24 protein-coding genes are annotated in these 21,935 nt (G+C 69.1%); 12 read left to right on the top strand and 12 right to left on the bottom strand.

Annotated elements, in window-relative coordinates; translation table 11 throughout:
• Positions 1-89 precede the first annotated feature (89 nt).
• From ABZ899_RS05590 to ABZ899_RS05560, 7 genes are all read right to left on the bottom strand, one after another.
• Positions 90-1,130, bottom strand: a complete 1,041-nt coding sequence (locus ABZ899_RS05590; RefSeq protein WP_361341106.1) for an MCE family protein — start codon at positions 1,128-1,130, stop codon at positions 90-92.
• Complete coding sequence (locus ABZ899_RS05585; protein WP_361341104.1) at positions 1,127-2,377, bottom strand: MCE family protein; 1,251 nt, start codon at positions 2,375-2,377, stop codon at positions 1,127-1,129. Before ABZ899_RS05585 ends, ABZ899_RS05590 begins: the two co-directional genes overlap by 4 nt.
• A 5-nt stretch (positions 2,378-2,382) precedes the next feature.
• Complete coding sequence (locus tag ABZ899_RS05580; RefSeq protein WP_361341102.1) at positions 2,383-3,198, bottom strand: ABC transporter permease; 816 nt, start codon at positions 3,196-3,198, stop codon at positions 2,383-2,385.
• Between the two features lie 3 nt (positions 3,199-3,201).
• Positions 3,202-3,972: an ABC transporter permease gene (locus ABZ899_RS05575; protein ID WP_361341100.1), complete on the bottom strand. Its 771-nt coding sequence runs from the start codon at positions 3,970-3,972 to the stop codon at positions 3,202-3,204.
• Entirely contained in the window at positions 3,969-4,898 is a 930-nt protein-coding gene (locus tag ABZ899_RS05570) for an ABC transporter ATP-binding protein (protein ID WP_361341097.1), read from the bottom strand. The genes ABZ899_RS05575 and ABZ899_RS05570 overlap by 4 nt, the downstream gene beginning before the upstream one ends.
• Before the next feature lie 135 nt (positions 4,899-5,033).
• Positions 5,034-6,185: a sigma-70 family RNA polymerase sigma factor gene (locus tag ABZ899_RS05565; protein ID WP_361341095.1), complete on the bottom strand. Its 1,152-nt coding sequence runs from the start codon at positions 6,183-6,185 to the stop codon at positions 5,034-5,036.
• 101 nt (positions 6,186-6,286) lie between these two features.
• Positions 6,287-7,273: a lytic transglycosylase domain-containing protein gene (locus ABZ899_RS05560; RefSeq protein ID WP_361341567.1), complete on the bottom strand. Its 987-nt coding sequence runs from the start codon at positions 7,271-7,273 to the stop codon at positions 6,287-6,289.
• Between the two features lie 584 nt (positions 7,274-7,857).
• On the opposite strand from ABZ899_RS05560, the gene ABZ899_RS05555 reads away from it, so the two are divergent.
• Positions 7,858-9,099 carry a protein kinase gene (locus ABZ899_RS05555; RefSeq protein ID WP_361341092.1) on the top strand — a complete coding sequence of 414 codons (1,242 nt, stop codon included), beginning with the start codon at positions 7,858-7,860 and terminating at the stop codon, positions 9,097-9,099.
• A 255-nt stretch (positions 9,100-9,354) separates the two neighbouring features.
• On the opposite strand, the gene ABZ899_RS05550 is transcribed toward ABZ899_RS05555, so the two are convergent.
• Entirely contained in the window at positions 9,355-9,789 is a 435-nt protein-coding gene (locus ABZ899_RS05550; protein WP_361341089.1) for a DUF4259 domain-containing protein, read from the bottom strand.
• A 1,045-nt stretch (positions 9,790-10,834) separates the two neighbouring features.
• Here ABZ899_RS05550 and ABZ899_RS05545 point away from each other — a divergent pair.
• From ABZ899_RS05545 to ABZ899_RS05535, 3 genes are all read left to right on the top strand, one after another.
• On the top strand, positions 10,835-12,094 hold the full coding sequence (locus ABZ899_RS05545; protein WP_361341564.1) for a nucleotide sugar dehydrogenase: 1,260 nt from the start codon (positions 10,835-10,837) through the stop codon (positions 12,092-12,094).
• A gap of 139 nt (positions 12,095-12,233) precedes the next feature.
• A complete protein-coding gene (locus tag ABZ899_RS05540) occupies positions 12,234-12,392 on the top strand; it encodes a hypothetical protein (protein WP_361341087.1) in 159 nt (52 codons plus the stop codon).
• A 223-nt stretch (positions 12,393-12,615) separates the two neighbouring features.
• Complete coding sequence (locus tag ABZ899_RS05535; protein WP_361341086.1) at positions 12,616-13,902, top strand: glycosyltransferase; 1,287 nt, start codon at positions 12,616-12,618, stop codon at positions 13,900-13,902.
• Between the two features lie 512 nt (positions 13,903-14,414).
• Here ABZ899_RS05535 and ABZ899_RS05530 read toward each other — a convergent pair.
• The 4 genes from ABZ899_RS05530 to ABZ899_RS05515 all read right to left on the bottom strand — a co-directional run bounded on the left by ABZ899_RS05530 (position 14,415) and on the right by ABZ899_RS05515 (position 17,545).
• On the bottom strand, positions 14,415-14,615 hold the full coding sequence (locus ABZ899_RS05530) for a hypothetical protein (RefSeq protein WP_361341084.1): 201 nt from the start codon (positions 14,613-14,615) through the stop codon (positions 14,415-14,417).
• 557 nt (positions 14,616-15,172) lie between these two features.
• Positions 15,173-15,601: a DUF6281 family protein gene (locus tag ABZ899_RS05525; RefSeq protein ID WP_361341081.1), complete on the bottom strand. Its 429-nt coding sequence runs from the start codon at positions 15,599-15,601 to the stop codon at positions 15,173-15,175.
• Positions 15,602-16,007: 406 nt separating this feature from the next.
• Positions 16,008-16,475: a hypothetical protein gene (locus tag ABZ899_RS05520; protein WP_361341079.1), complete on the bottom strand. Its 468-nt coding sequence runs from the start codon at positions 16,473-16,475 to the stop codon at positions 16,008-16,010.
• A gap of 602 nt (positions 16,476-17,077) precedes the next feature.
• Positions 17,078-17,545: an NUDIX domain-containing protein gene (locus ABZ899_RS05515; protein ID WP_361341076.1), complete on the bottom strand. Its 468-nt coding sequence runs from the start codon at positions 17,543-17,545 to the stop codon at positions 17,078-17,080.
• Between the two features lie 18 nt (positions 17,546-17,563).
• Between ABZ899_RS05515 and ABZ899_RS05510 the strand changes: the two genes are divergently transcribed.
• The 8 genes from ABZ899_RS05510 (at position 17,564) to ABZ899_RS05475 (ending at position 21,869) form a co-directional block, all read left to right on the top strand.
• Positions 17,564-18,343 (top strand): GntR family transcriptional regulator, encoded by a 780-nt coding sequence (locus ABZ899_RS05510; RefSeq protein WP_361341074.1) that lies wholly within the window; start codon positions 17,564-17,566, stop codon positions 18,341-18,343.
• 139 nt (positions 18,344-18,482) lie between these two features.
• A complete protein-coding gene (locus tag ABZ899_RS05505; protein WP_115507966.1) occupies positions 18,483-18,839 on the top strand; it encodes a hypothetical protein in 357 nt (118 codons plus the stop codon).
• A gap of 2 nt (positions 18,840-18,841) precedes the next feature.
• Positions 18,842-20,197 carry an FtsK/SpoIIIE domain-containing protein gene (locus ABZ899_RS05500; protein ID WP_361341071.1) on the top strand — a complete coding sequence of 452 codons (1,356 nt, stop codon included), beginning with the start codon at positions 18,842-18,844 and terminating at the stop codon, positions 20,195-20,197.
• An 83-nt stretch (positions 20,198-20,280) separates the two neighbouring features.
• Positions 20,281-20,955, top strand: a complete 675-nt coding sequence (locus ABZ899_RS05495) for a DUF2637 domain-containing protein (protein ID WP_361341068.1) — start codon at positions 20,281-20,283, stop codon at positions 20,953-20,955.
• A gap of 18 nt (positions 20,956-20,973) precedes the next feature.
• The gene (locus ABZ899_RS05490) at positions 20,974-21,168 is read left to right on the top strand and encodes a hypothetical protein (RefSeq protein ID WP_361341065.1); all 195 of its coding nucleotides are present in this window, start codon (positions 20,974-20,976) and stop codon (positions 21,166-21,168) included.
• A gap of 1 nt (position 21,169) precedes the next feature.
• The gene (locus ABZ899_RS05485) at positions 21,170-21,361 is read left to right on the top strand and encodes a mobile element transfer protein (RefSeq protein ID WP_361341062.1); all 192 of its coding nucleotides are present in this window, start codon (positions 21,170-21,172) and stop codon (positions 21,359-21,361) included.
• 9 nt (positions 21,362-21,370) lie between these two features.
• Complete coding sequence (locus ABZ899_RS05480; RefSeq protein ID WP_333754589.1) at positions 21,371-21,526, top strand: hypothetical protein; 156 nt, start codon at positions 21,371-21,373, stop codon at positions 21,524-21,526.
• 25 nt (positions 21,527-21,551) lie between these two features.
• Complete coding sequence (locus ABZ899_RS05475; protein ID WP_361341060.1) at positions 21,552-21,869, top strand: SpdD-like protein; 318 nt, start codon at positions 21,552-21,554, stop codon at positions 21,867-21,869.
• Positions 21,870-21,935: the final 66 nt, after the last annotated feature.

The raw sequence follows: 21,935 nt of genomic DNA, 5'->3' as shown, positions 1-21,935 counted from the left end.
TCGGGGGAGTCCCGGCAGCCTCGGCGGCAGGACCTTGACCTTCACCAGCGGCTCGGGGCGGCGGACGTCGCGCCGCCCGATGCGCATGCTCATCCGCCACACCTCGCCTGCGCCACATGCAGCTCCGGGCTGATCACCTGGTTGGTCCTCGGCAGCACGATCCGGCCGTCGAAGTCGCAGAGGTAGAAGTTGAACCACGAGCCGTACGAGGCGGTCCCCGTCAGCTTCTCGAGCTTGTTCGGCAGCCGCTTCAGGACGCCCTCCACGGTGTTCTCGTTCTTGTTCAGCGTTCCGGTGAGATCGCCGAGCTCGGCGATGTCGTCCTTCAGCGGAGGACGCGCGTCCTTCAGCAGCCCCGACGTGACGTCCGTGAGGTCGCCGATGCTCACCAGCGACTCCCCGATGGGCCTGCGGTCGGCCGACAGCCCCGAGACCACCCGGCGCAGCTGCGTGAGCAGCCCGGAGAAGCGGGAGCCGCGTTTGTCGAGCGTCTCCAGGACGGTGTTGAGGTTGTCGATCACCGATCCGATCAGCTCGTCGCGGTCGGCGAGGGTGCTGGTGAGCGAGGCGGTGTGCGCGAGCAGGCTGTTCACCGTGCCGCCCTCGCCCTGGAGGGTCCGGACGATCTCGGTGGCGAGCTGGTTGACGTCGCTCGGGCTGAGTGCGGCGAACAGCGGCTTGAAGCCGTTGAGCAGGTCGTTGAGGTCCAGTGCCGGCTGGGTCCGGGACAGCGGGATGGTGCCGCCCGGCCGCAGCCGGGCGGTGACGTCACCCGTGCCCTCGGTCAGCGCGATGTACCGCTGCCCGACCAGGTTGCGGTAGCGGACGACCGCGTGGGTCCCGGCGTGCAGCGGCCGGTCCGCGCTGACGGTGAACGTGACCTCCGCCAGGGTCCGGTCCTTGATGCGGATGCCGTCGACCTCTCCCACCCGCACTCCGGCCACCCGGATGTCGTCGCCGGTCTCCAGCCCGGTGACGTCGGTGAACACCGCGTGATAGGTCTCCTTGGCGGTGAAGGAGAAGTTGACGATGGTGGCGGCGAGCAGCGCCGTCGCCGCGATCGTGACCAGCGCGAAGAGGCTGAACTTGACCAGCGGGGCGGCGGTCTGCCGGGCTCCCGACCTGCTCATGCGACACTCACCGCCGTTCCGCGTGCGAGCGGCCCGAACAGCAGGGTCGCCACGGACGGCACCTGGTCCGCGGGGACGCCCAGGGCGGGGGCCACGAGCGAGCCGACGGCCCGCTGCTCGGCCCGGGTGGCGGACACGTCGACACCTCCGGGGGTTGCGTCGCCGCCGGAACCTCCGGCCGACGTACCGTCGTCGAGACGGGGCTTCGGCCCGGGCACCGGCGGATGCGGCAGGCCGCGGCAGTTCGGGCCGGACCGTTCGCCGTACACCGGCTCCTCACCGGGCCGGTACGCCCCCTGCGGCCGGACGACCTCCAGGGTGATCCGCATCTCGCCGCCCCGGAACGCGTCCTCCGACGCCTTCCCCTGCCGGACCAGGCCCTGGAACAGGCACGGGTACTCCGGGGAGTAGCGGGCGAACAGCGCCAGCGTGGGGCGGGAGACCCGGCCCAGGGTGATCAGCCGGTCGCCGTTCTCGGACAGGAAGCCGTTCGCCGTGCCCGCCACGGACGCGGTCGTTCGCAGAGCCGCGGCCAGCCGGTCCCTCTTCTCGACGATCGTCCGGCTGGTGGTGACCGTGTTGCGCAGGATCCGCATCAGGTCGGGCGCGGCGTCGCCGTACACCTCGGCGACGTCCGCGAACCGCGCGATGTCCTCCTTGAGGGAGGGCATGTGCGGGTTGAGGCGGCGCAGATAGCCGTCGACCCGGGTGAGGTTGTCGCCGATCCGGTCGCCGCGGCCCTCCAGAGCGGTGGCGAACGCCGAGAGCGTGGCGTTGAGTTCGCCCGGCTGGACCGTCCGAAGCAGCGGCAGCAGGTCGTTCATCAGCTGCTGTACCTCGATGCCGACCGTGGTGCGGTCCTGCGTGATGACGTCCCCGGCGCGGATGGGCCGAGCCGCCGGCCCGGCGGGCGGCACCAGGTCGACGTACTTCTCGCCGAAGAGGGTCTTGGGCAGCAGCCGGGCGTGCACGTCCGAGGGGATGTGCGCGACGTACTCCGGCTTGAGCGCGATGTCGAGCGTGGCCCTCGTCCCGTCCGCGTGCGTCGCCCGGACCTCGCCGACCAGCAGCCCGCGCAGCTTGACGTCGGCGCGCGGCTCGAGCTGGTTGCCGAGCGTGTCGGCCCGCAGCGTGATGCGCACGACCGGCGTGAACGCCTGCTCGTAGACGGCCACGGCGAGCGACAGCAGCAGCGCGAGCACGACGAGGAACGCGACGCCGTACAACCTGAGTCTCAGTGCTCTCATCGGCCTCACCCCGCGATCCGTACGGTCGTGTTGGCGCCCCAGATCGCGAGGCTCAGGAAGAAGTCCAGGACGTTGATGGCGACGATCGAGGTCCGCACCGCCCGGCCGACGGCGACGCCGACGCCCGCCGGGCCGCCGGTCGCGTGGTAGCCGTAGTAGCAGTGCACCAGGATGATCAGGACGGCGAAGACGATCACCTTGCCGAAGGACCAGAAGACGTCGACCGGTGGCAGGTACTGGTGGAAGTAGTGGTCGTACGTGCCCGTCGACTGCCCGTAGTAGACGGTCGTGATGGTGCGGGCGGCGAGGTACGAGGACAGCAGCCCGACCACGTACAGCGGGATCACCGCGACGAAGCCGGCGATCATCCGCGTCGTCACCAGGAACGGCAGCGACGGGACCCCCATCACCTCCAGCGCGTCGGTCTCCTCGCTGATCCGCATCGCACCGAGCTGCGCGGTGAACCCTGCGCCGACCGTCGCGGACAGGGCGAGTCCGGCCACCAGCGGGGCGATCTCCCGGGTGTTGAAGTACGCCGAAAGGAACGCCACGAAGTTCGAGGTGCCGAGCTGGTTGAGGGCCGCGTAGCCCTGCAGGCCGACCTCGGTCCCGGTGAAGAAGGAGAGGAAGGCGATCACCCCGACCGTGCCGCCGACGACGGCGAGGGCGCCCCGGCCGAAGCTCACCTCGGCGAGCAGCCGCAGGATCTCCTTCTTGTAGCGGCGCACGGTGCGGCCCGTCCAGGCCAAGGAACGACCGTAGAAGGAGAGCTGGGACCCGAGCTCTTCGAGAGCGTTCAGTGGACGGCTGAGAAGTCGCATGGGCTAACCCCTCTGCGGGACGACTTGGAAGTACACCGCGGTCATCACGAAGTTGGTCACGAACAGCAACATGAAGGTGATCACCACCGACTGGTTGACCGCGTCGCCCACGCCCTTCGGCCCGCCCCGCGCGGTCAGCCCCTTGTAGGAGGCGACGATCGCGGCGATCGCCCCGAACACCAGCGCCTTCAGCTCGGCCGCCCACAGGTCGGACAGCTGGGCGAGGGTGGTGAAGGACGCCAGGTAGGCGCCCGGCGTCCCGCCCTGGAGGACGACGTTGAAGAAGTAGCCGCCCGCGACACCGACCACCGAGACCAGGCCGTTGAGCAGAACGGCCACGACCATCGATGCCAGCACCCGCGGTACGACGAGCCGGTGGATCGGGTCGATGCCGAGCACCTGCATCGCGTCGATCTCGTCCCGGATCTTGCGCGCCCCGAGGTCCGCGCAGATCGCCGTGCCGCCCGCGCCCGCGATCAGCAGCGCGGTGACGATCGGCGAGGCCTCCCGGAGCACGGCGAGCACGGACGCGGCACCGGAGAAGGACTGCGCGCCCAACTGCCGGGTCAGGCTGCCGATCTGCAGCGCGATGACCGCCCCGAAGGGGATCGAGACCAGAGCCGTCGGCAGGATCGTGACGCTCGCGACGAACCACGCCTGCTGGATGAACTCCCGCGTCTGGAAGGGCCGCCGGGGGAGGGTCCGCACGACGTCCAGCGCCATCGCGAAGAGGTTGCCCGACTGCCGGAGCGCGCCCGTCGGGGAGAGCCTCATGCGCCTCTCACCTCCGTCCCGTGCAGTTGTGCCTCGCGTCTCGCGATCGCCTCCCAGCGAGGCGGGCGGACGATGCCGGGGCCGGGGAGCAGTCGGGGGGCCGGCGCGTCGGCCGGGCCGCCGTCGTCGAGCCGGGCCAGCTCCTGCTCGACCTGGGCCGCGTCCTTCTCCTCCGCCATGCCGATCGGCCCCTGCATCCGGCCGTTCAGGAACTGCCGTACGACGGGCTCGTCACTGGCCAGCAACTTCTCGCGGGGCCCGAACATCACGAGCTCGCGCCGGAACAGCAGCCCGATGTTGTCCGGGACCTGGCCGGCCGAGGCGATGTCGTGGGTGACGATCAGGAAGGTCGCGTCGATCTGTGCGTTCAGGTCGACGATGAGCTGGTTGAGGTAGGCCACGCGGACCGGGTCGAGGCCCGAGTCCGGCTCGTCGAACAGGATGATCTCCGGGTCGAGGACCAGGGCACGGGCGAGCCCGGCCCGTTTGCGCATACCGCCGGAGATCTCGCCGGGCAGCTTCTCCTCGGCGCCGATCAGTCCGACCATGTCCATCTTTTCGAGGACGATCCGCTTGATCTCGCTCTCGGACTTGCGGGTGTGCTCGCGCAGCGGGAAGGCGATGTTGTCGTAGAGGTTCATCGAGCCGAAGAGCGCGCCGTCCTGGAACAGCACGCCGAACAGCCGTCGCACCTCGTACAGGTCGCGCTCGCGCAAGCGGGTGATGTCCCGGCCCGCGACCTTCACGGAGCCCCGCTCGGGCTTCAGCAACCCCACGAGCGTCTTGAGGAACACCGACTTTCCCGTCCCCGAGGGGCCGAGCATCACCGAGATCTCCCCGGCGGGCAGCGTCAGCGAGACGTCCTGCCAGATGACCTGGTGGCCGAAGGACTTGGTGAGCCCTTCCACACAGATCTCGACACCCATCCGTGTCCACCCTTCGTCCGTGGAGCAGCTCCGACATCTGCTCTACGGGGAGGGGACGGGTGTCCGTCGCGGCGGACGAAGGATTTTTTGCGGACGCGTGTACGGGGCGTACGGGGCGTACGGGGCCTAAGGGGGCTACGGCAGCTGTGGCGAAGGCGTTCCCGGAGCGGGGACGGAGAGCGGAGCGGCCGGTACGGCCGTGGCCGGGGGAAGCGACGGGACCGACGAGGCGGCCGACGTCGTGGGCAGGTCCGGCACGGCGGTCGACAGGCCCGGGACCTTCGGGACCTCGGGCACCTTCGGCACCGTGGGCACGTCGGGCACCTTCGGCACGGTGGGCACGTCGGGCACGTCGGGCACCTTCGGGACCGCCGGCACCCCCGGTACCTGCGGCACCTCGAGCACCTTCGGGACCTCGGGTACCTGCGGCGCCGACAGCTCCGGGAGCAGGGACGCGGACACGTCCGGCAGGGACGGCACCGGCAGGGACCCGGTGGGCGAGGGCGTCCCGCCCCAGACCCCGGGCACGGAGGGCGAGGGGGTGGGCGTTCTCGCGGCACGCCCCCGGCCCGCGGCTTCGCTGCCCACGATCTGCACGTCGCCGGGCAGGGCCGGGCGTGGCGTCGGACCGTTCCCGCTTCCGCCCGCGTCGAGTGCGTACGGCAGCACGAACCCCGCCACCGCCAGGGTCACCGCCGTCGAAGTGACCACGACCGCCTGCGCGTTGACGCCCCCGCGCAGCCGCCCGCGCCCGATCAGGAACAACACCAGCCCGAGCGTCCCGGCCAGCGAGGCGCGCAGCGTCCGCCGGGCCCGGGCGAGCAGCGACTCGACGGTCCGGTAGCTGAGCCCCATCCGCACCGCGACCTGGCTCACGTCCAGGTCCTGGGACCTGAGCCGAAGTGCCTCCGCCTGCCGGGCCGGCAGCTCACCGCTGCGCACGGCGAGCCACTTCGCCTCAGCCCGGTCGCACACCGCCTCCTCGACGGGTACCGGGCCAGGCGCGACGAGTGTGGGGCGGGTCCCCACCTCGGCCTCCCGGCTGACCTGCCGGTGCCGGTCGACGCACAGCCGCATCGTCACCGTCGTCAGCCAGGCGCCGAGCCGCTCGTCGTCGAGCTCCGGGCGCTCCGCGGCCCGCAGCATCGCCTCGTGGACGGCGTCCTCGGCGTCCTCCTGGCTCATGGACCGCCGCCGGGCCACCTTGAGCAGCTGCTCACGGTGGCTCCACATGTGCTGCCAACGCTCGTCGGCGGCCGCTGTGTCCGCCGGCATGTCCGTCGCCATGAGGGCCCCTTCGCACTCACCCGCCGGTCCTGTGCATCCGGCGGGTGGCGACATTACCCCCGGGTAGTGGCCGTTGTGGAGGGGGAGACACCCCTCATGTCTCAGTCGTTGCCCGTGGTCAGCGGCCCCGCGTCGCGCAGCACGCCGACGCCGGGCGGTGTGAGGGTGGGTTCGGGGACGGGAACGAGCGGCGTCCCGGACTCCTCGGGGACGCCGGCCTCGGGGGACGGGCTGGGGGAGGGCGAGGGAGGCGGCGGCGACGACGCGTGCGAAGGACCAGGGCCCGGCTTCCGGTCGTCCGGCGACTTCGGCGACTTCGGCGACGAGGGCTTCGGCTTTTCCGAGCGGGACGGCTTCGGCCGCCCCGACCCAGATCCGCTGGACACGTCCGGCACCACGCGGTGTCCGGTCAGGTAGTACGCGTACCACGCCTTGACGGTGCTCAGATAGGCGTCCGAGTGGTTGTAGCCCAGGATCGCCCGGTCCAGGTCGGCCGGGTTCGCCAGGTCCCGGCCGCCGGCGCACAGGTAGCGGCCGGCGGCGAGCGCCGCGTCGTAGACGTTGTCCGGGTCCGCCCGTCCGTCGCCGTTGCCGTCCGCTCCCCAGCGGGCCCAGGTGGACGGGATGAACTGCATCGGGCCCACCGCGCGGTCGTACACCGTGTCCCCGTCGTACGCGCCGCCGTCGGTGTCCCGTACGACGGCGTAGGCGCCGCCGGCCAGCCGCGGGCCGAGGACGGGTGTCACGGTCGTACCGTCCCGGGTCACCCTGCCGCCCCGTGCGTGCCCGGACTCCACCTGGCCGATCGCGGCCAGCAGCTGCCAGCGCAGCCGGCAGCGCGGCGCGCTGCGTGCCAGCTCCTCCTCGGCACGCCGGTACGCGGCGAACACGCTCGCGGGCAGCGCGCCGCCGTCCGTCGCTCCCTGCTCCGAGCCCTTCTTCCGCGTCCGCAGCGGGGGGAGCTCGGTGCGGTACGGGGTGTCGCCGGACACACCGAGCCCGTACTCGGCGGGTGCCGCCCTCCGCGCGGGCTCCGCGGCCTCGGCCGACACCGCCCCCGGCGCCTGCGACGCGGTCAGCACGGCCATCGCCGCCGCCGCGATCGCCGTACCCCTGGCACCCCGCAGTGCCCCCTTGAGTGCAGTCGCTGTCACTGTGCCGTCCCCTCCTCGGGTGAGTCCGTCGTCTGCTCTACGCGGCCGGAGGGCAGGTCCGTCGCGTGAATCCGAGCGGAGGGGGGCGGGCACCTCTCCGGGGGAGGGGATCGACCCTTGTGACACGGTGTCCATGGCCGTACCCGGGCTGCTGACGACGACCAACGAGGCGCCGACGTGCGGGGGGGCAGGTTCGGTTCCCCCGTGCCGGGCCTGCCCCTGCCTGCCCGCGCGCGAGGAGAGCCGTGTGGCACCGGGCGCCCCCGGGGTGTGACGGCCAGGGACTCCGGATCGCTGTAGAAGTGGGCTCAGGACCCAGGGGCCTCGTGGCACCTGCTCGCACCCCAGTCCGGGCGGGTGGTCGCGCAATGAGGGACAGGCAGGTGAACCCCCCGTCGTCTGCCCGCCCCCTGCGCACCCCGGCGCCCGGTCCGAGCGAGAGTGCGTCGGCCGGTCGACCGGGACCCGAACGCCCTCGAACCGAACCATCTGGGCCTCGGGGAACCACGAGCAACGCGATGATCGGGGTACGTGTGCAGGGTCTGCTGGCGGACCGCTACGAGTTGCAGGAGCTGCTGGGACGCGGCGCGATGGGCGAGGTGTGGCGGGCCTGCGACCACCTCCTCGGGCGACCCGTGGCCGTCAAACTGCTGCACGCCGAGGAAGGGACGGACGCCGAGCGGTTCCGCCTGGAGGCGCGGATCGCGGCCCGGCTCAACCACCCCAACGTCGTGGGCATGTACGACTTCGGCTCGCACCATGACCAGCCCCATCTGGTCATGGAACTCGTCGACGGCTGGAACCTGGCCCAGGAACGCTCCCTGCGCGGCGCCCTGGCCCCGGCCGAGGCGGCAGCCATCGCGGCCCAGGCGGCCGCCGGCCTCTCCGCGGCACACCGCCAGGGAGTGGTCCACCGGGACGTCAAACCCGCCAACGTCATGCTGACCACCGACCGCACGGTGAAGATCGCCGACTTCGGCATCGCACGCTTCGCCGAGGAGGCCGCCAGCAACCTGACCGCCACGGGCAAGATCATCGGGACCGCCGACTACCTGGCTCCGGAACGCGCGTTGGGCCGTCCCGCGCAGCCGGCGTCCGACGTCTACTCCCTCGGCTGCGTCCTGTACGAACTGCTCACCGGGCGGCCTCCGTTCAGGGGAGCCACGTCACTGGCCGTGGTCCAGCAGCACGTCAGTGCCACACCGGCACAGCCCGACCACCTGCGCCCCGGCATCCCGCGGCCGCTCTCCGACTACGTGCTGCGGATGCTCGCGAAGGACCCGGCCCACCGGCCTACCGCCGAGCAGGCGGCCGACTGGCTCGCCGCGCGGGACGGGACACCACGACCGGCCGAGCACGACGGCACCACCCTCATGCCCACCTCGGCCGTCCCCTCGCCGCTGCCCCCGCACGCCGGTGATTCCCGCGCCGGCACGCACTCCCGCCCCAGCGGTCGCCGCAAGCCGGCCTCCAAAGCCGTTCTCGCCGGCGCCGGCCTCGCGCTGTTCGCCGGGGCCGCGGCCCTCGGAGCATCGCTGAATTCCGGAGCCACGGCGCCTCCGTCTCCGACCTCCCCCTCACCCACGCGCACCGCATCGACCCCCGCCGATGGGCCCCCGGCCACGACCCCATCGCCTGCCGTTCCGTCCGCCAGGACGGCACCCGGGCCGGAGCACGGTGGTGACAAGGGCGGCGAAAAGCCAGGCAAGCACGACGACGGCAAGGAAGGAAAGGGAGGGCACCGGCACTCCGACGACTGAGCCGCCAGGAGGCGCCGCGTACGGCAGCGAGGGCAGGCAGCCCGTGTCCGGGTCCGTCTACGTGAGAACCGCGGCGAGGTCGCGAGGGCAGTCCGGTGCGCAACTGGCGGCGCTCCGGATCCGAGGCCGAACATATGGAGCTGCCTGGGCACCTCGTTCATACGTGGCCGTCCGGCCACGCTGATGTCAGCAGTGGACGTCATTGCCGTCGAGCGAAGCAGCCAGAGCCGAGCGCGTGGTCGTAGCTGGAACGCGTCACACCTCGAACAGCGCGTCTCCCTGCGCCCCCGATGCCGGATCGAGCAGCCGGCGCAGGTGCGCAACGCTGCCGCGCCAGCGTCCGCCCTCTTCCGCTCCCCAGAGGTCGGACAGCTCGGACTTGTCGGCGAGGACTCGGTCCAGGGCCTCGGCGGCCAATCGCCTGACGTCCGCCGACATCCTCGGTATGGGCTTTTCCGGGCCGTAGTGGAGGCTGACCGGTTCGCCGCCCGGACACTGGGCGGCGATCAAGGCGGCAGCGGCTACGGCCTCCTCGGCGTCGGGCGCCTCCAGATAGTCATGGTTGTCGACGGCGCGCATCAGCGCCCCGCGGACGAGACGTTCGCGCTCTCCCTCAGCGGCGTCGTCCAGGTCGTTGGCGAAGTCTGCGGCCGTATCGTTGTCGAACGGACCGATGTCCCAGGTACCCACGGCTACCCCTCATTTGACGGATCGCGATCTTCGCACTCGCCACTGTGAGCCAGCCGTCCGCACCATCCGCATGTCGTGCTCGCCATGGTCGGAGACTAGTGCGCAACGCCCCGATGAGCTTGAGATGCGTGACCGTTGTGCTCGCGGACCAGTGCAAGCCGCAGGGCAGGCCCGTGCCGACAGCTTCGGAGCCATCAGCTTGGGAAGCTGCGATCACCCGAGGCACTCCCCGCAGGATCTGGTGCGGTTATGGTGCGCTCGCCTCGCTGGGGATCATTCCCCCAGAATCGGCAAACTGCGCTGCTGCCAGACGGACCCGACGGGGGAACCCGAGCCCACACACAGCACAGCCCAATAGGCGTCCCTAAGTCCGGGACTTGGGGAAACCTCAGGTGCCCGGCGCGAAGATGTGAGCGGTGGTATGGGGGCGCGCGCAGAGGCGCGCGCTGTTCGCGAGTGCATCGGCCTCAATGTCGCGATATGGAAACAGGCCTTCCACTTGGCGGTGATTCCTTGAAGTCTTGACCAAGCAAGGACGGGGGGAAGTGTGAAGATCCTTTCAAGGTGGTCCGGGGTGCCAGTAGCCGCAAAGCCGTGGGCGGCTGACGGCTGTCGAGATGCCTCAGGGCGAGCCGGGGTCGCATCGCAATCGCTGCGATGTCCCTTCAATGGAAGCGTTCTGACGACTCGGCACCACGCTGTCGGGTGGCCTCAGGGGCGATTCACAGGTTTTGAATCGGCAAAGAGGGTTCCGCCTAGCGGGTTGTTGCTGAACTCTTGAGATCCGCAAATTAGGGGGTTTTGTGAAGATCACCGACCATAGTTTGTGCACGTTCAGGCAGGGGGCCTGGGCAGGTCGGTGACGCGGTGATGGTCGACGCAGACGTTTGCTGCAACCGGATGTTCAGTCCGACGCTCCCACACCGCTTCATGCAGTATCCGACGCCGCGACTGCCTGCTTCAGGGACAGGCAGGTCGCAATTCAGGGGCGCCGTCAGCCAGTTCGCGCATGTCCGTGGACTGGTTTCAAGGGGAGGAAACCACCATGCATGTTTGTGTGCTCGGGCAGGGCTACGTCGGCCTGCCCCTGGCCCTGAGGGCCGCCGAGGCCGGACACACCGTGACCGGCTACGAACCCGACCGGAAGCGCTGCGAGAAGCTGGCCGCCGGATCGTCCTACATCGAGGACATCGACTCCACCCGCCTGCGACAAGTGCAACGTTCGGGCGCCTACACCGCCAGCTCGGATCCGAAAGACCTCAAGGGCTTCGACGTTGCGGTCATCACCGTGCCGACGCCGCTGACCGACCGTGCGCCGGACCTCAGTTGCGTACGAGAGGCCGGCGGCGTGCTGGCTGAGTGGCTGGAGCCGGGTGCCTCCGTGGTGCTTGAGTCGACCACGCATCCAGGCACCACGCGCGAGGTGCTCATCCCATTGCTGGAGGAGGGCTCGGGCCTGGTCGCCGGGCAGGACTTTCATGTCGGCTTCAGCCCCGAGCGCATCGATCCCGGCAACGCGGACTGGCGGTTGGAGAACACGCCCAAGATCGTCGCCGGGCTCACGGATGCCTGCCTGCGCCAGGTGAAGGCCTTCTACGACTCGGTCACCGAAGTCACCGTCCCGGCATCGGGGCTGGAAGAGGCTGAGCTGGCCAAGGTGTTCGAGAACACCTACCGGCATGTCAACATCGCCCTGGTCAACGAGCTCTCCCGGATGGCTCACACACTTGGCGTGGACGTGTGGCACACCCTGGAGTTGGCCGCGACCAAGCCGTTCGGGTTCACCAAGTTCCTGCCTGGACCGGGCGTCGGCGGGCACTGCCTGCCCATCGACCCTGTCTACCTCAGCCATCACGTCAAAGCACGGCACGGGCAGACCTTCCGGCTCATTGAGCTGGCTCAGGACATCAACGAAAGTCAGCCCGACTACGTGGTGCGCCGATTGCAGGACTCGCTCAGCCGCCGCTTCCGCCGCAGCGTGCACGGCGCTCGCATCCTCGCCCTGGGTGCCGCATACAAGCCGGGCACCGCGGACGCCCGCCAGTCGCCGGCCGTCCAGGTCATCGACCGGTTGCGCACTATGGGAGCCGACGTCACTGTCGTAGACCCCTACCTGCCGGACGGCGGCTCCAGGGAGATTCCCTTTGCCACCGCGGGGAACGGCATGAGCGTCGCCGACTTCGATGCGGTCCTCCTGCTCACCCCGCACGGCGAGTTCGATCTCACCCAGGTCGCCGCCGAGGCGGCGTACGTGTTGGACACACGTGGCGTCATGGCGGCCGCCCCGCACGTCGAGCGGCTCTAGAGCACGCATAGAGCAACGCCGTAGCCAGGCGTGTGCACGGACAGTGGCGTGCCGTCGAGCTTCACGGCTGGCAGCTACGGCCGTCGCCGGGGAATCAGAAGGGCGTCGCGAACGCCCGGACTCCATCCGGAAGACGGGGATGAGGGAACGAGACCCCATCCCGGTCGAGAACCAGGACGCCGTGGGACCGGTGACGGCCCACGACGTACTCGCCGTCACGAAGGTCGCCGACGAGGCGGCCCATGTGCTGGACATACGCGGTGTCATGCCGGCCCGCGACGACGCCGGACGTCTCTGACGCCCGGGAAAGAGGCAAACATGTACGGACAGAACGGTGTGGGTGCCGCGATCGGTACAGCCACGGGGGGAGCAGCATTGGCCGCTACGGGCGGCACAGCTCTGGGGTGGATCGTGCTGGGGGCCATGCTCTTTGTGATCGGCGGCGTGGCGGTCTTCCGCCTGGCGACCCGCGGTAAGCGGGTGACCGCTTGAGCACTTCATCACGGGCCAGATTCTCCGTGGTGACCGCTGTGGTGGTGGCGGCTCTGGCCGCTGCCACCGTGGTGGTGCACCTCCAGTCCAAGAGCCCGATCCTGACGTTCTACTGGTGGCTGGGCATGATGGTGATCGTGCTCTGCCTGGTCTCGTTCCTGAAAGGCCGGTCCTTCACGCACCTGCCCGTGGCTCCTGGCCGAACGGTGGCGATCATCCCCGCTTTCGAGGAGCCCACGGAAAACCTGCACCGAACGGTGTGGTCGCTGCTGGCCCAGACACATCCGGTCGACGAGATCCACGTCATCGATGACGGCTCCAAGCAATACCCCGTGGAGCCCTTCGAACACCCCCAGGTCTTCTGGCACCGGCAGGAGAACAAGGGCAAGCGTGGAGCGCAAGTCACGGTGCTCCGCCATCTTCAGGCGCAGGGCAAGCACTTCGACTTCGTTCTCACCATCGACTCGGACGGCGAGCCCTTCCCGGATGCGCTGGAGCAGCAGCTGCGGGCCATGAGCAATCCGAAGATCCAGGCAACCACCGGGATGATCTACATCCGCAACTTCGAGGAGACCTGGGTCTCCAGGGCCGCAGACATCGACATCGGCACCTCGTGCGTGATGATGCGGTCCTCGCGTTCCATGCTCGGAGCGCTGGAAACCACCTCGGGCGCACTTGCTCTCTACCGCGCCGAGCTGCTCTACGACCACTTGGACGCCTACGAGGTGGAGTGCGGAACGGGCGACGATCGCTGGCTGGCGCTGCGAGCCCTCATGCGCGGTGAGGTCGTGGCCGTCAACGAGGCCGGCGTGATCACCGACATGCCGACCACGCTGAAGAAGACCTACCGTCAGCGTCTCCGCTGGGCTCGGTCGTGGTGGTGGATGCTGCCGTTCGTCTACTCCCGGCTGTCCCTGAAGCAACTCATATCGCCAACCTTTGGTCTGCTCCAGCTTGTCATCACCCCCGTGATGCTGGCCTGGACTCTCGTGATGACGCTGATGACCCTGGGCGGCCGCTACCACAACCCCGGCGTGGCCCTGGTCTACCTCGGGGTCTACCTCGTGGTCCGGTACGGCCAGTCAGGTCTGTACGTACTCATGCGTCCGGACATGACCACGCGCCAGCGGTGGCGCTCGTGGCTCGTCGGAACTCCGACGGCCGTCTTCATGAACATCGTGCTCCTGTGCCCCACCCGCTACTGGGCCCTGTTCAAGCTCCGTGACAACGCGTGGCAGTCCCGAGGGCTGACAGCCAAGACGGCTCTACCGAAGGGTCGCCACCGCGCGAAGTCGAAGGATCTGATGAACGCGTAAGTGCCAACAAAGCGATCACCAGCGTGTGGCTGAGGCCCCTCACCGCCGCCTGGCACAAGGTGCAGCTGAGCAATTGGACCAAAGGTCGCACCCGCTCGACGTCTCTGCCGACCGCATGGCAGTGGTGGCAGGCGTGTGGCACAACCACGAACACGACGAAGGGCCAGCCTGGGAGGGAAACCCTCCTGAGCTGGCCCTTTGCTCTGTGCCCCCGGCAGGATTCGAACCTGCGACACCCGCTTTAGGAGTTCGATCCGAGCCTGCTCCGGCTGCTGTCGGCGATTGGTGCGACGGCCGGACGGAGACGTTGGTGTACGCCCCCGTCCGGCGTCGTTGATGTCAGCCGTGGATGTCAGAAGCCTTCTGGTCCGTAGCTCTGGATGTATCGGTCACTGACGGTCACACCCGTCCCACTTTGCCCGAGTGAGGACGCTACCGGACGAGGCCGGTTGAGGTAGTTGCTGTACTTCACTGCTGACCGCAGCGGGGCTTTCCGCCCTTTTGCTTCTAGCTCAGTAGTTGCGCCAGGGACCAACGCAAGACCGAACGATGGCGTCACCTTCCATCACAGCAACCTGGACACGTGCTTGCGTGATCAAGTTTGCGTCATCCGCATAGGTGTGCCAGGCGCCACCATCGCCTTTTCCGCCATAAATCTCATGCCAAGACCACGACTTCAGCGTTCCGTTTCCATTAATGGTCTGGAGTCGCACGCCGACATGATGACCATCCGCGGCCTGGTCCCATACGTAGAGGTCAAGCGGGTCAATACGCGTCGGATCCGCCCATTCCCCCCACCAGTATCCATAAGCCCCCGTGGTGGTGCATTCCGAACTCGTCGCAGCTTCAGCGGGTGACGCTGCGAGAGGCACGAGAGCGACTGCCGCAATTGCGGATGTAATCGCCGTTACCGCACGCCTGTTTGTCACGATTCCCCCTCCAGTGAAGTTTCGATGTGGCCTAGTTCGTGTATCCGGCGGGATCTTAGGACACTCTTGATGATCTTGACAAGGGAGTCGCTTGGTGAAGTTGCGTTGCTTAATGCAGTGCTCAGAGCGTTCAGTTCAATAGAGCGGTGGTGCGCACAAGGGTCGGCGGAGCGACTTTGGCCGGGAGCTGCTTTGGCGCGAGTGATCATCGCCCCGTAAGCTTCCGGCGCGTCGGGCAGTCTGTGGACCTGCCCGGTAAAGCACGACGTTGGGGCCATGACCTTCGAGGCTCGCGCCAAAGTGGCTGGCTAACCTCGCCGTTTCACTTGGGGACGGCGAGGCTAGTGCCTGGTCAGGTTCTTGACCTCCGGAGGAAGGCTGCCACCGGCTTGGATGGCGAGCAGCATGACCTCGTCCGGGGTGTACCGCATCGCGATGGCGATACGTGGATCCAAGCCGTCGACGGCATAGGCCGTCGCTTCGTGCCCTGCCGTATCGTCGTCGACGCTCGGTGTGTCGTTGCAGGGCGGGAACTCGGCGGTGCCGAGTGCGTCGCCTATCCGGAAGTCGACGTTGGCCACCTCCGTATAGGTACGGTCCCCATACGTGGCCACGATCGCGCAATCCCCTTCGGCCTCCCCGCCACCGCCCTGCGCTGAACAGGCGGCCGTCAGCACGGCCACGACCATGACCATCACCGAGGACAACGGCAGCAACCGCGGCCGCGTCGGCATGTCGGCGTCACGTGGGAGAGAAAGTCTGACTCGCATCAGTGGGACTCCTTCTGGGGCGTGCGCGCTCCGTCTCACCGGGTACGGCGGAACCCAGGGGTTCGGACCCCACGCGCGTCTCCCGATCGATTCATGAACGTTCAACAGAGCGACGACCCTTTCAGGTGCTCACGCCATCCTTCAAGGGTGCCTGCCCGCCCGGTCGGTGTAGCGGCTGTGGGCTGGAGTTTCAATGACCGAGTCAAGGCGACGGGCGTCGCCTAACAGCGAGGACGGCGCCCGTACGAGGTCAAAGCTTTGAGGTCTGGCCTCATCCTTATCAGGTCGATCGCGGAGCCCTGGGGGGTGGATGGTTCCTGGCCTGTCGACGGTTTATCGCCCGTTGGGGGCCGCTTGCGTGCGGTTGCGTTCGCCGCTGTTGGTGTCAACCGTTGATGTCAGACGCTCACGACGACTTGAGCGCCCAGAGGTAGACCACCAGACGTGAGGGACCTTCGCGCTCATCGACGAGCACCGAGACCTGCCCGCCGTAGTAATTGCCACTCTCACCTGAATACGCATAGGCGCTTGAGTACTTGCTCAGCTGGTCAAGATGCCACCCGGCCCTCTTCACGACTTCGGTGTCGATGTAGCGAAATCCCTTCTCCTCGAGCTTGACCGGCCCATCCGATCCAGTCCGCAGCGTTGAGGTGAACTGCGTGAGCTGCTGCTTCGTGACGGTGAAGCGGAACATCGCTTCGTCCCCCTGGTAGGCACCGAAGTCCTTGTACGACACGTCATGGGCACCTTCGGGAATCTTGAGCCCAAAACTGTGCAGTACCTCGGGCAATGGCCGCGGCGGAGTGCGAAACCACTCAAAGGGCCGCGCCCACAGCACAGCCCCAACAGCCATCACGCCGGCCAGAGCGACCACGGCGCGTATCCGACGCCGGGGAGATGCCATCGTCTGTGCCACCGGGCCCCCATCTGCTGAAGTGTGGTGGGACCCTACCTCGCTGTGAGAAGACTCAAGGTCCCGGGACACCTGACTGCATGGGCTCTGTACGCCCGCCCGTAGATCCTCTGCGGACCTGCTGCTACCTCACCCACCACTCTCCCCGGCTCCCATCCCGTACGCCGTCGACCCACACACCGTGGAGCAGGCGTGGTTCCTGGCGTCCAGGTGGAGCGCGCCACTGTACGAACGACCTGGACGCCAGGGGCCGCGTCTGCTCGGCTCTGCCTGGGTCGATGGTGTGCGGGATGGGAGCTCCCGCGCACGCCCCTACGGACCCGCGGCCGCGAACGGCGCCCCTCCATCCCGGTGCCGGCCGATCCCCCGCCGGAGGCATCGTTCTATCCGTGGCCGCGCCGTGCCGTGATCGACTCATGGCCACCGGTCCTACCCACGTGTGGGCGCGCGTCGGCGCAGCGCGGGCGGAGCGGGCCGGAGGCAGGAGCGTCGCCCGCAGCGGAGCCGGAAAGCGCGCCCGGCGGAGCGGAGCGCAGCCGGGGCTTGATGAAGTAGAGAAAGTCTTATCCCGCTGTGATGAGGTGCCGGCCGTCGTGGCTCCGTACGTGGGGTCCGTTGCCGTCCAAGGCATCCAAGAGCCTGATCGCGAAGACCTCGGACATGCGCTCCGCCACCTCGTCAGGCGTGAGCCATGCAACCGCCGTCGACTCGTCGGACGTCCGTTCCTCGCCGCCGGATGGCTTGCAGCGGAAGACCAGTGCCACGATGCCTCGGGTCGTGTTCTTGTAGACGCCGGTGAGTTCGTCCACCTCGACCTGGACGCCTGTCTCCTCCAGGACCTCGCGGGCGACGCCCGCTTCAGGGGTCTCTTCGAGTTCGAGTACGCCGCCGGGGAGCTCCCAAGTGCCGTTGTCGGCGCGGCGGATCGCCAGGAGGCGCCCGTCCTCGCGCACCACGGCTCCGGCCACGGATACCGAGTGCAGCGATGGTGCCTGCCTTGCCTCCTGTGATTGACTCATGTATAGGAGCATAGGAGGAAGAGAAGGACTATGGGAACCGCGGTAGGAGGAGACAAGGCCGTACCTCGGTACGTGCAGATCGCGAACGAGATCGTTCAGCAGATCCGGGCAGGCGTCCTCGAACCTGGCGACATGGTGCCGAGTGAGTCCGAGTTGGTCGACCGCTACGGCGTCTCTGGCGGCACCATCCGTAAGGCCATGGTCGAGGTGCGCGCGAGCGGCCTCGTCGAGACCCGGCACGGCAAGGGCTCCATCGTGAAGGACCGGCCGCCCGTGCGGCACCGCTCCTCCGATCGCTTCCGGCGCTCTCTCCGTCAGGGGGGTAAGGCCGCGTATCTCGCGGAGTCCGAGCAGTCCGGCGCCTCTGCCAAGGTGAGCGTCCTCTACGTCGGGCCGATGGAGGCCCCTGAGGATGCCGCCCGCCGTCTGGGCGTGCCCGTTGGCACTCAGGTCCTCGCCCGCCGGCGTCTCTACTTCCGCAACGGCACGCCGGTCGAGACCGCGACGTCGTACCTGCCGTGGGACGTCGTCAAGGAGATCCCGGAGCTGTTCGCCGAGAACCCCGGTGGCGGTGGCATCTACGCCCGACTCGAAGAGGCCGGGCATGAGTTCGCCGAGTTCGTCGAGACGCTGCAAGCGCGTCCGGCCTCCAAGGCAGAGGCGTCCGAGCTGGCGCTCAGTCCTGGTGCGCCCCTGGTTCATCTGATCCGGGAGGCCCGTACGACCGAGGGCCTGGTCGTCGAGGTCTGCGACACGCTCATGGCCGCTGACCAGTTCGTTTTCGAGTATCGGATCCCGGCAGCAGACTGACGGCCGCTCAACTGCCCACAGCCCGTCGCGAGTTCGTTTTCGCGGCGGGTTGACTCATGTATAGGAGTGATGCACTCTTCTTCATGTCACTCATATACATGAGTGACAGAGTCCAGCCTCTATGTAGGAGTGATCTGCTGTGCGCCAGATTCCCGTCGACACCGCCAACGCCACCGTGATGGTCGCCAAGGCCCCGCAGCCCAAGGTCAAGGACCGCCGTACGGGCGAGATCGCCACCGACGCCGAGACCGGCGCGACGATGATGACCGTCGACGTGATGTTCGCGGCCAACGACGAGGTGGAGATCCTCTCCATCACCGTCCCGGAGCCGGGCATCTCCGCCGAGCTGGCCATGGGGACCCCGGTCGCTCTCACCGGCCTGGTCGCCCGTCCGTGGGAGAACGAGTTCAACGGGCAGAAGCGGCACGGCATCGCGTTCCGCGCGGTCGCCGTCACCTCGCTCGCCGATGCTGCGGCGAAGCCCAAGGCGGCCTGATCATGGCCGCGTTCACGGTCGCCCTGGTGCTGGTCGTCGCCGCTGCGGGTCTCCTGCGGTGGCGGCGCCCCGCCTGGTACTGGCTGACCTTCGGGGTCACCCTCGCGGCGCTCCGGGTCCTGATCCGGTACGCCTCGGTCATGGACGCCTGCGGGCTGACCGTTCCGCCCTCGCGCTGGCGCCTCGCCCTCGCCCGGATCGCCGACCGGCCGGTGCCTGACTCCCGGGTGCCGCGCATCCTTCGGTTACGCCCGACCCGTACAGGGCTCGTCCTGCGACTCAAGCTTCGCCCGGGGCAGGACGCCTTCGACGTCGCGGCGGCTTCCGACCGGTTGCGGCACTCCTTCTCGATGTACGGCGTCACCTCCCGGGAAGTGCGGTCCGGCGTCGTAGAGCTGCGGATGACCGGCTATGACGTGCTCAAGCGCGTGCAGATGCCCGCCAAGGCAGACGCCCGCCCCATGCGGGTGCCGGTCGCCCTGCGGGAAGACGGCTCGGTGCACTACCGCGACTACCGCGCCGTCCCGCACGCCCTCACCCTCGGGGCCACGGAGTCCGGCAAGTCCGTGTATCAGCGCAACCTGGTCGCCGGGCTCGCCCCGATGGATGTTGCCCTGGTCGGCATCGACTGCAAGCAGGGAGTGGAACTCTTTCCGCTGGCACACCGGTTCTCCGCGCTCGCCGACAACCCCGACACCGCCGCCGAACTGCTCGACGCGCTCGTCGACCACATGCAGGGGGTCTACCAACTGATCCGGGCCGAGCAGCGCACCAGCGTCGCTGTACCGGACGCGGACATTGCCGCCGACATCTGGGATCTGCCCGAGGAACTGCGCCCGGTCCCGGTCGTGGTCCTGGTGGACGAGGTCGCCGAGCTGGCCCTGTTCGCCAACAAGGAAGAGGAGAAGCGGCGGGACCGCATCATCACCGCCCTGGTCCGCCTCGCCCAGCTCGGCCGCGCGGCCGGCATCTACCTGGAGATCTGCGGCCAGCGCTTCGGCTCCGAACTCGGCAAGGGCATCACCATGCTCCGTGCCCAGCTCACCGGCCGCACCGCACACCGCGTCAACGACGAGACCTCCGCGAACATGGCCTTCGGCGACATCTCCCCGGACGCCGTCCTGGCCGCCATCCAGATCCCCGCCGAGCTGCGTGGCGTCGCCATCGCCGGTGACTCCACCGGAGGCTGGCACCGCATCCGCGCCCCGCACACCTCCCTGCGCCAAGCCGTGAACGTCTGCAACAAGCACGCCGACCGCACGCCCGCGCTGCCCGTCCTGGCGCCTTTCCGGCCTGCCGCAGCCGCGCCGCCCGCTCCTCGCGTGCCGCTGTCCAAGACAGCCCCCGTCACGGCCTGACCCTCCCGCCCCAACCGGTCGGCGCGACCGCCTCGCGCCAGGTCCCTACCCCCGCCATGCCTCATCCCAGAAGGGAGCTCGTGATGGCCCGCCCCGCTCTTCGCGTCGACGCGGTCCTGGTCCAGGCCGTCATCGCCGGGGCCCTGTCCTTCGCCCACCTCCACGACCTCGCCGCCGCTGCCGGACAGGACGGCTGGAAGGCATGGGCCTACCCGATCAGCGTCGACCTTCTCCTGGTAGCCGCGTGGCGCCGACTGCGGACGGACGGTCCTTCACGGCTGGCTTGGTGCTGGTTCATCACCGCGCTGTTCGCCTCGCTGGGCGCCAACGTGGCCACGGCCGGTCTGCTCGACCTGGACCAGGTTCCGGCATGGCTGCGCATCCTCGTCGCGGCGTGGCCGGCGCTCGCGTTCATGGGTGGGACGCTCCTGGCCCACTCCGCCGCAGAGCAGGTCCCGGAACCGCCGGCGCCTACGGTCCCGGACCCCGAACCGGCACCCGAGCCCGTGCCCACGCCCGCCCCGGAGCCTGAGCCCGTCCCGGCCGCCGACGACACCCCGGAGCTTCCCGCCGCCGAGCCCGCTCCGATTCCTCCTGTCACGGCTCCGCCGGTCCCGGCCGCGCTCGTCGACCACGCCCGCAAGGTCGCCGACGACCACCAGGCGCGTACGGGATCGCCCATCGACACCGACACCTTGCGCGCCCGCCTCGGCGTCCCGCCCCAGCTGGCCGACGCCATAGCCGCCCAGCTCGCCTGATCCGAAGGGAGACACCTCGTGCTCGTCGACCCGGCCAACCTGACCGCCGCCGACCACCTCGACGCCGCCCGCGAAATGGCCACCACCAACCGGCCCTTCCTCGCCCACCTGCTCGCCGAGGAGGCCGCCCGCCTCACCACCGACCCGGCCACCGCCGCCGGTATCCGCGCCGCCTTCCCCGACCCGAACCTGACCCGAACGGAGACCGACTGACATGCCCACCCGCGACTTCTTCCACTCCGTGATGCGGATCGGCCCGGTGCAGATCGGCACCCACCGCGACCGCCACGGCACCACCAAGCACGCCGCCGTGTGCAGCTCGGACGGCTGCGGCTGGTCCGCCGACTACTCCAGCCAGTCCGCCGCCCAGCTCGCCGCCCGCACCCACCGCTGCAAGGTCCGCTAGGAGACCGCCATGGATGTCCCGCTCTGGTTCGCCCTGCTCGTCGTCGGCTACCTCGGCGTCAAGCTCATCCGCCCGCCCGCCTGGCTCATCGCGGTGCTCCTGCTCGGCGGCTTCCTCCTCGCCGACAGCGTCCTGGCCCCCGCCATCGAGACCTTCATCAAGTGACCCGCGCCCGAAAGGAGAACCACTGATGTTCCGCCCGAAGATCCCGACCATGCCCACCCCGACCGGCCGCGTCACGCCGCCCTCCGTGGTCGCGCCGACTGCCATCGTCCCGGGCTCGCACACCCCGCCGGCCTACCCGACGCAACCCGCCCGCTCTCGCCCCACCGTCCAGCTCACGCCCGGTACCGCGCTCGCCCTCGTCGGCGGCGGCACCGCCGTCGTCCTGGTCGTCGGCGCCGTCCTGGTCTCCCTGCTCCTGGCGGTCGCCATCACCGGCGCCTCGGTCGCCGTCTGCGCCGTCGTCCTGCGCTCGCTCCTCGCATCCGAGGCCAAGCGACGCTGACCGGCCCCCGGGCGGCCTCAACCGCCAAGTCTCCGCCGCCCGGGCGCCGTCCCCTGTCCGATCCAC

Source organism: Streptomyces sp. NPDC046859, from assembly GCF_040645135.1.
Lineage (GTDB): Bacteria > Actinomycetota > Actinomycetes > Streptomycetales > Streptomycetaceae > Streptomyces.
This window is presented reverse-complemented; position numbering and strand designations above follow the sequence as displayed.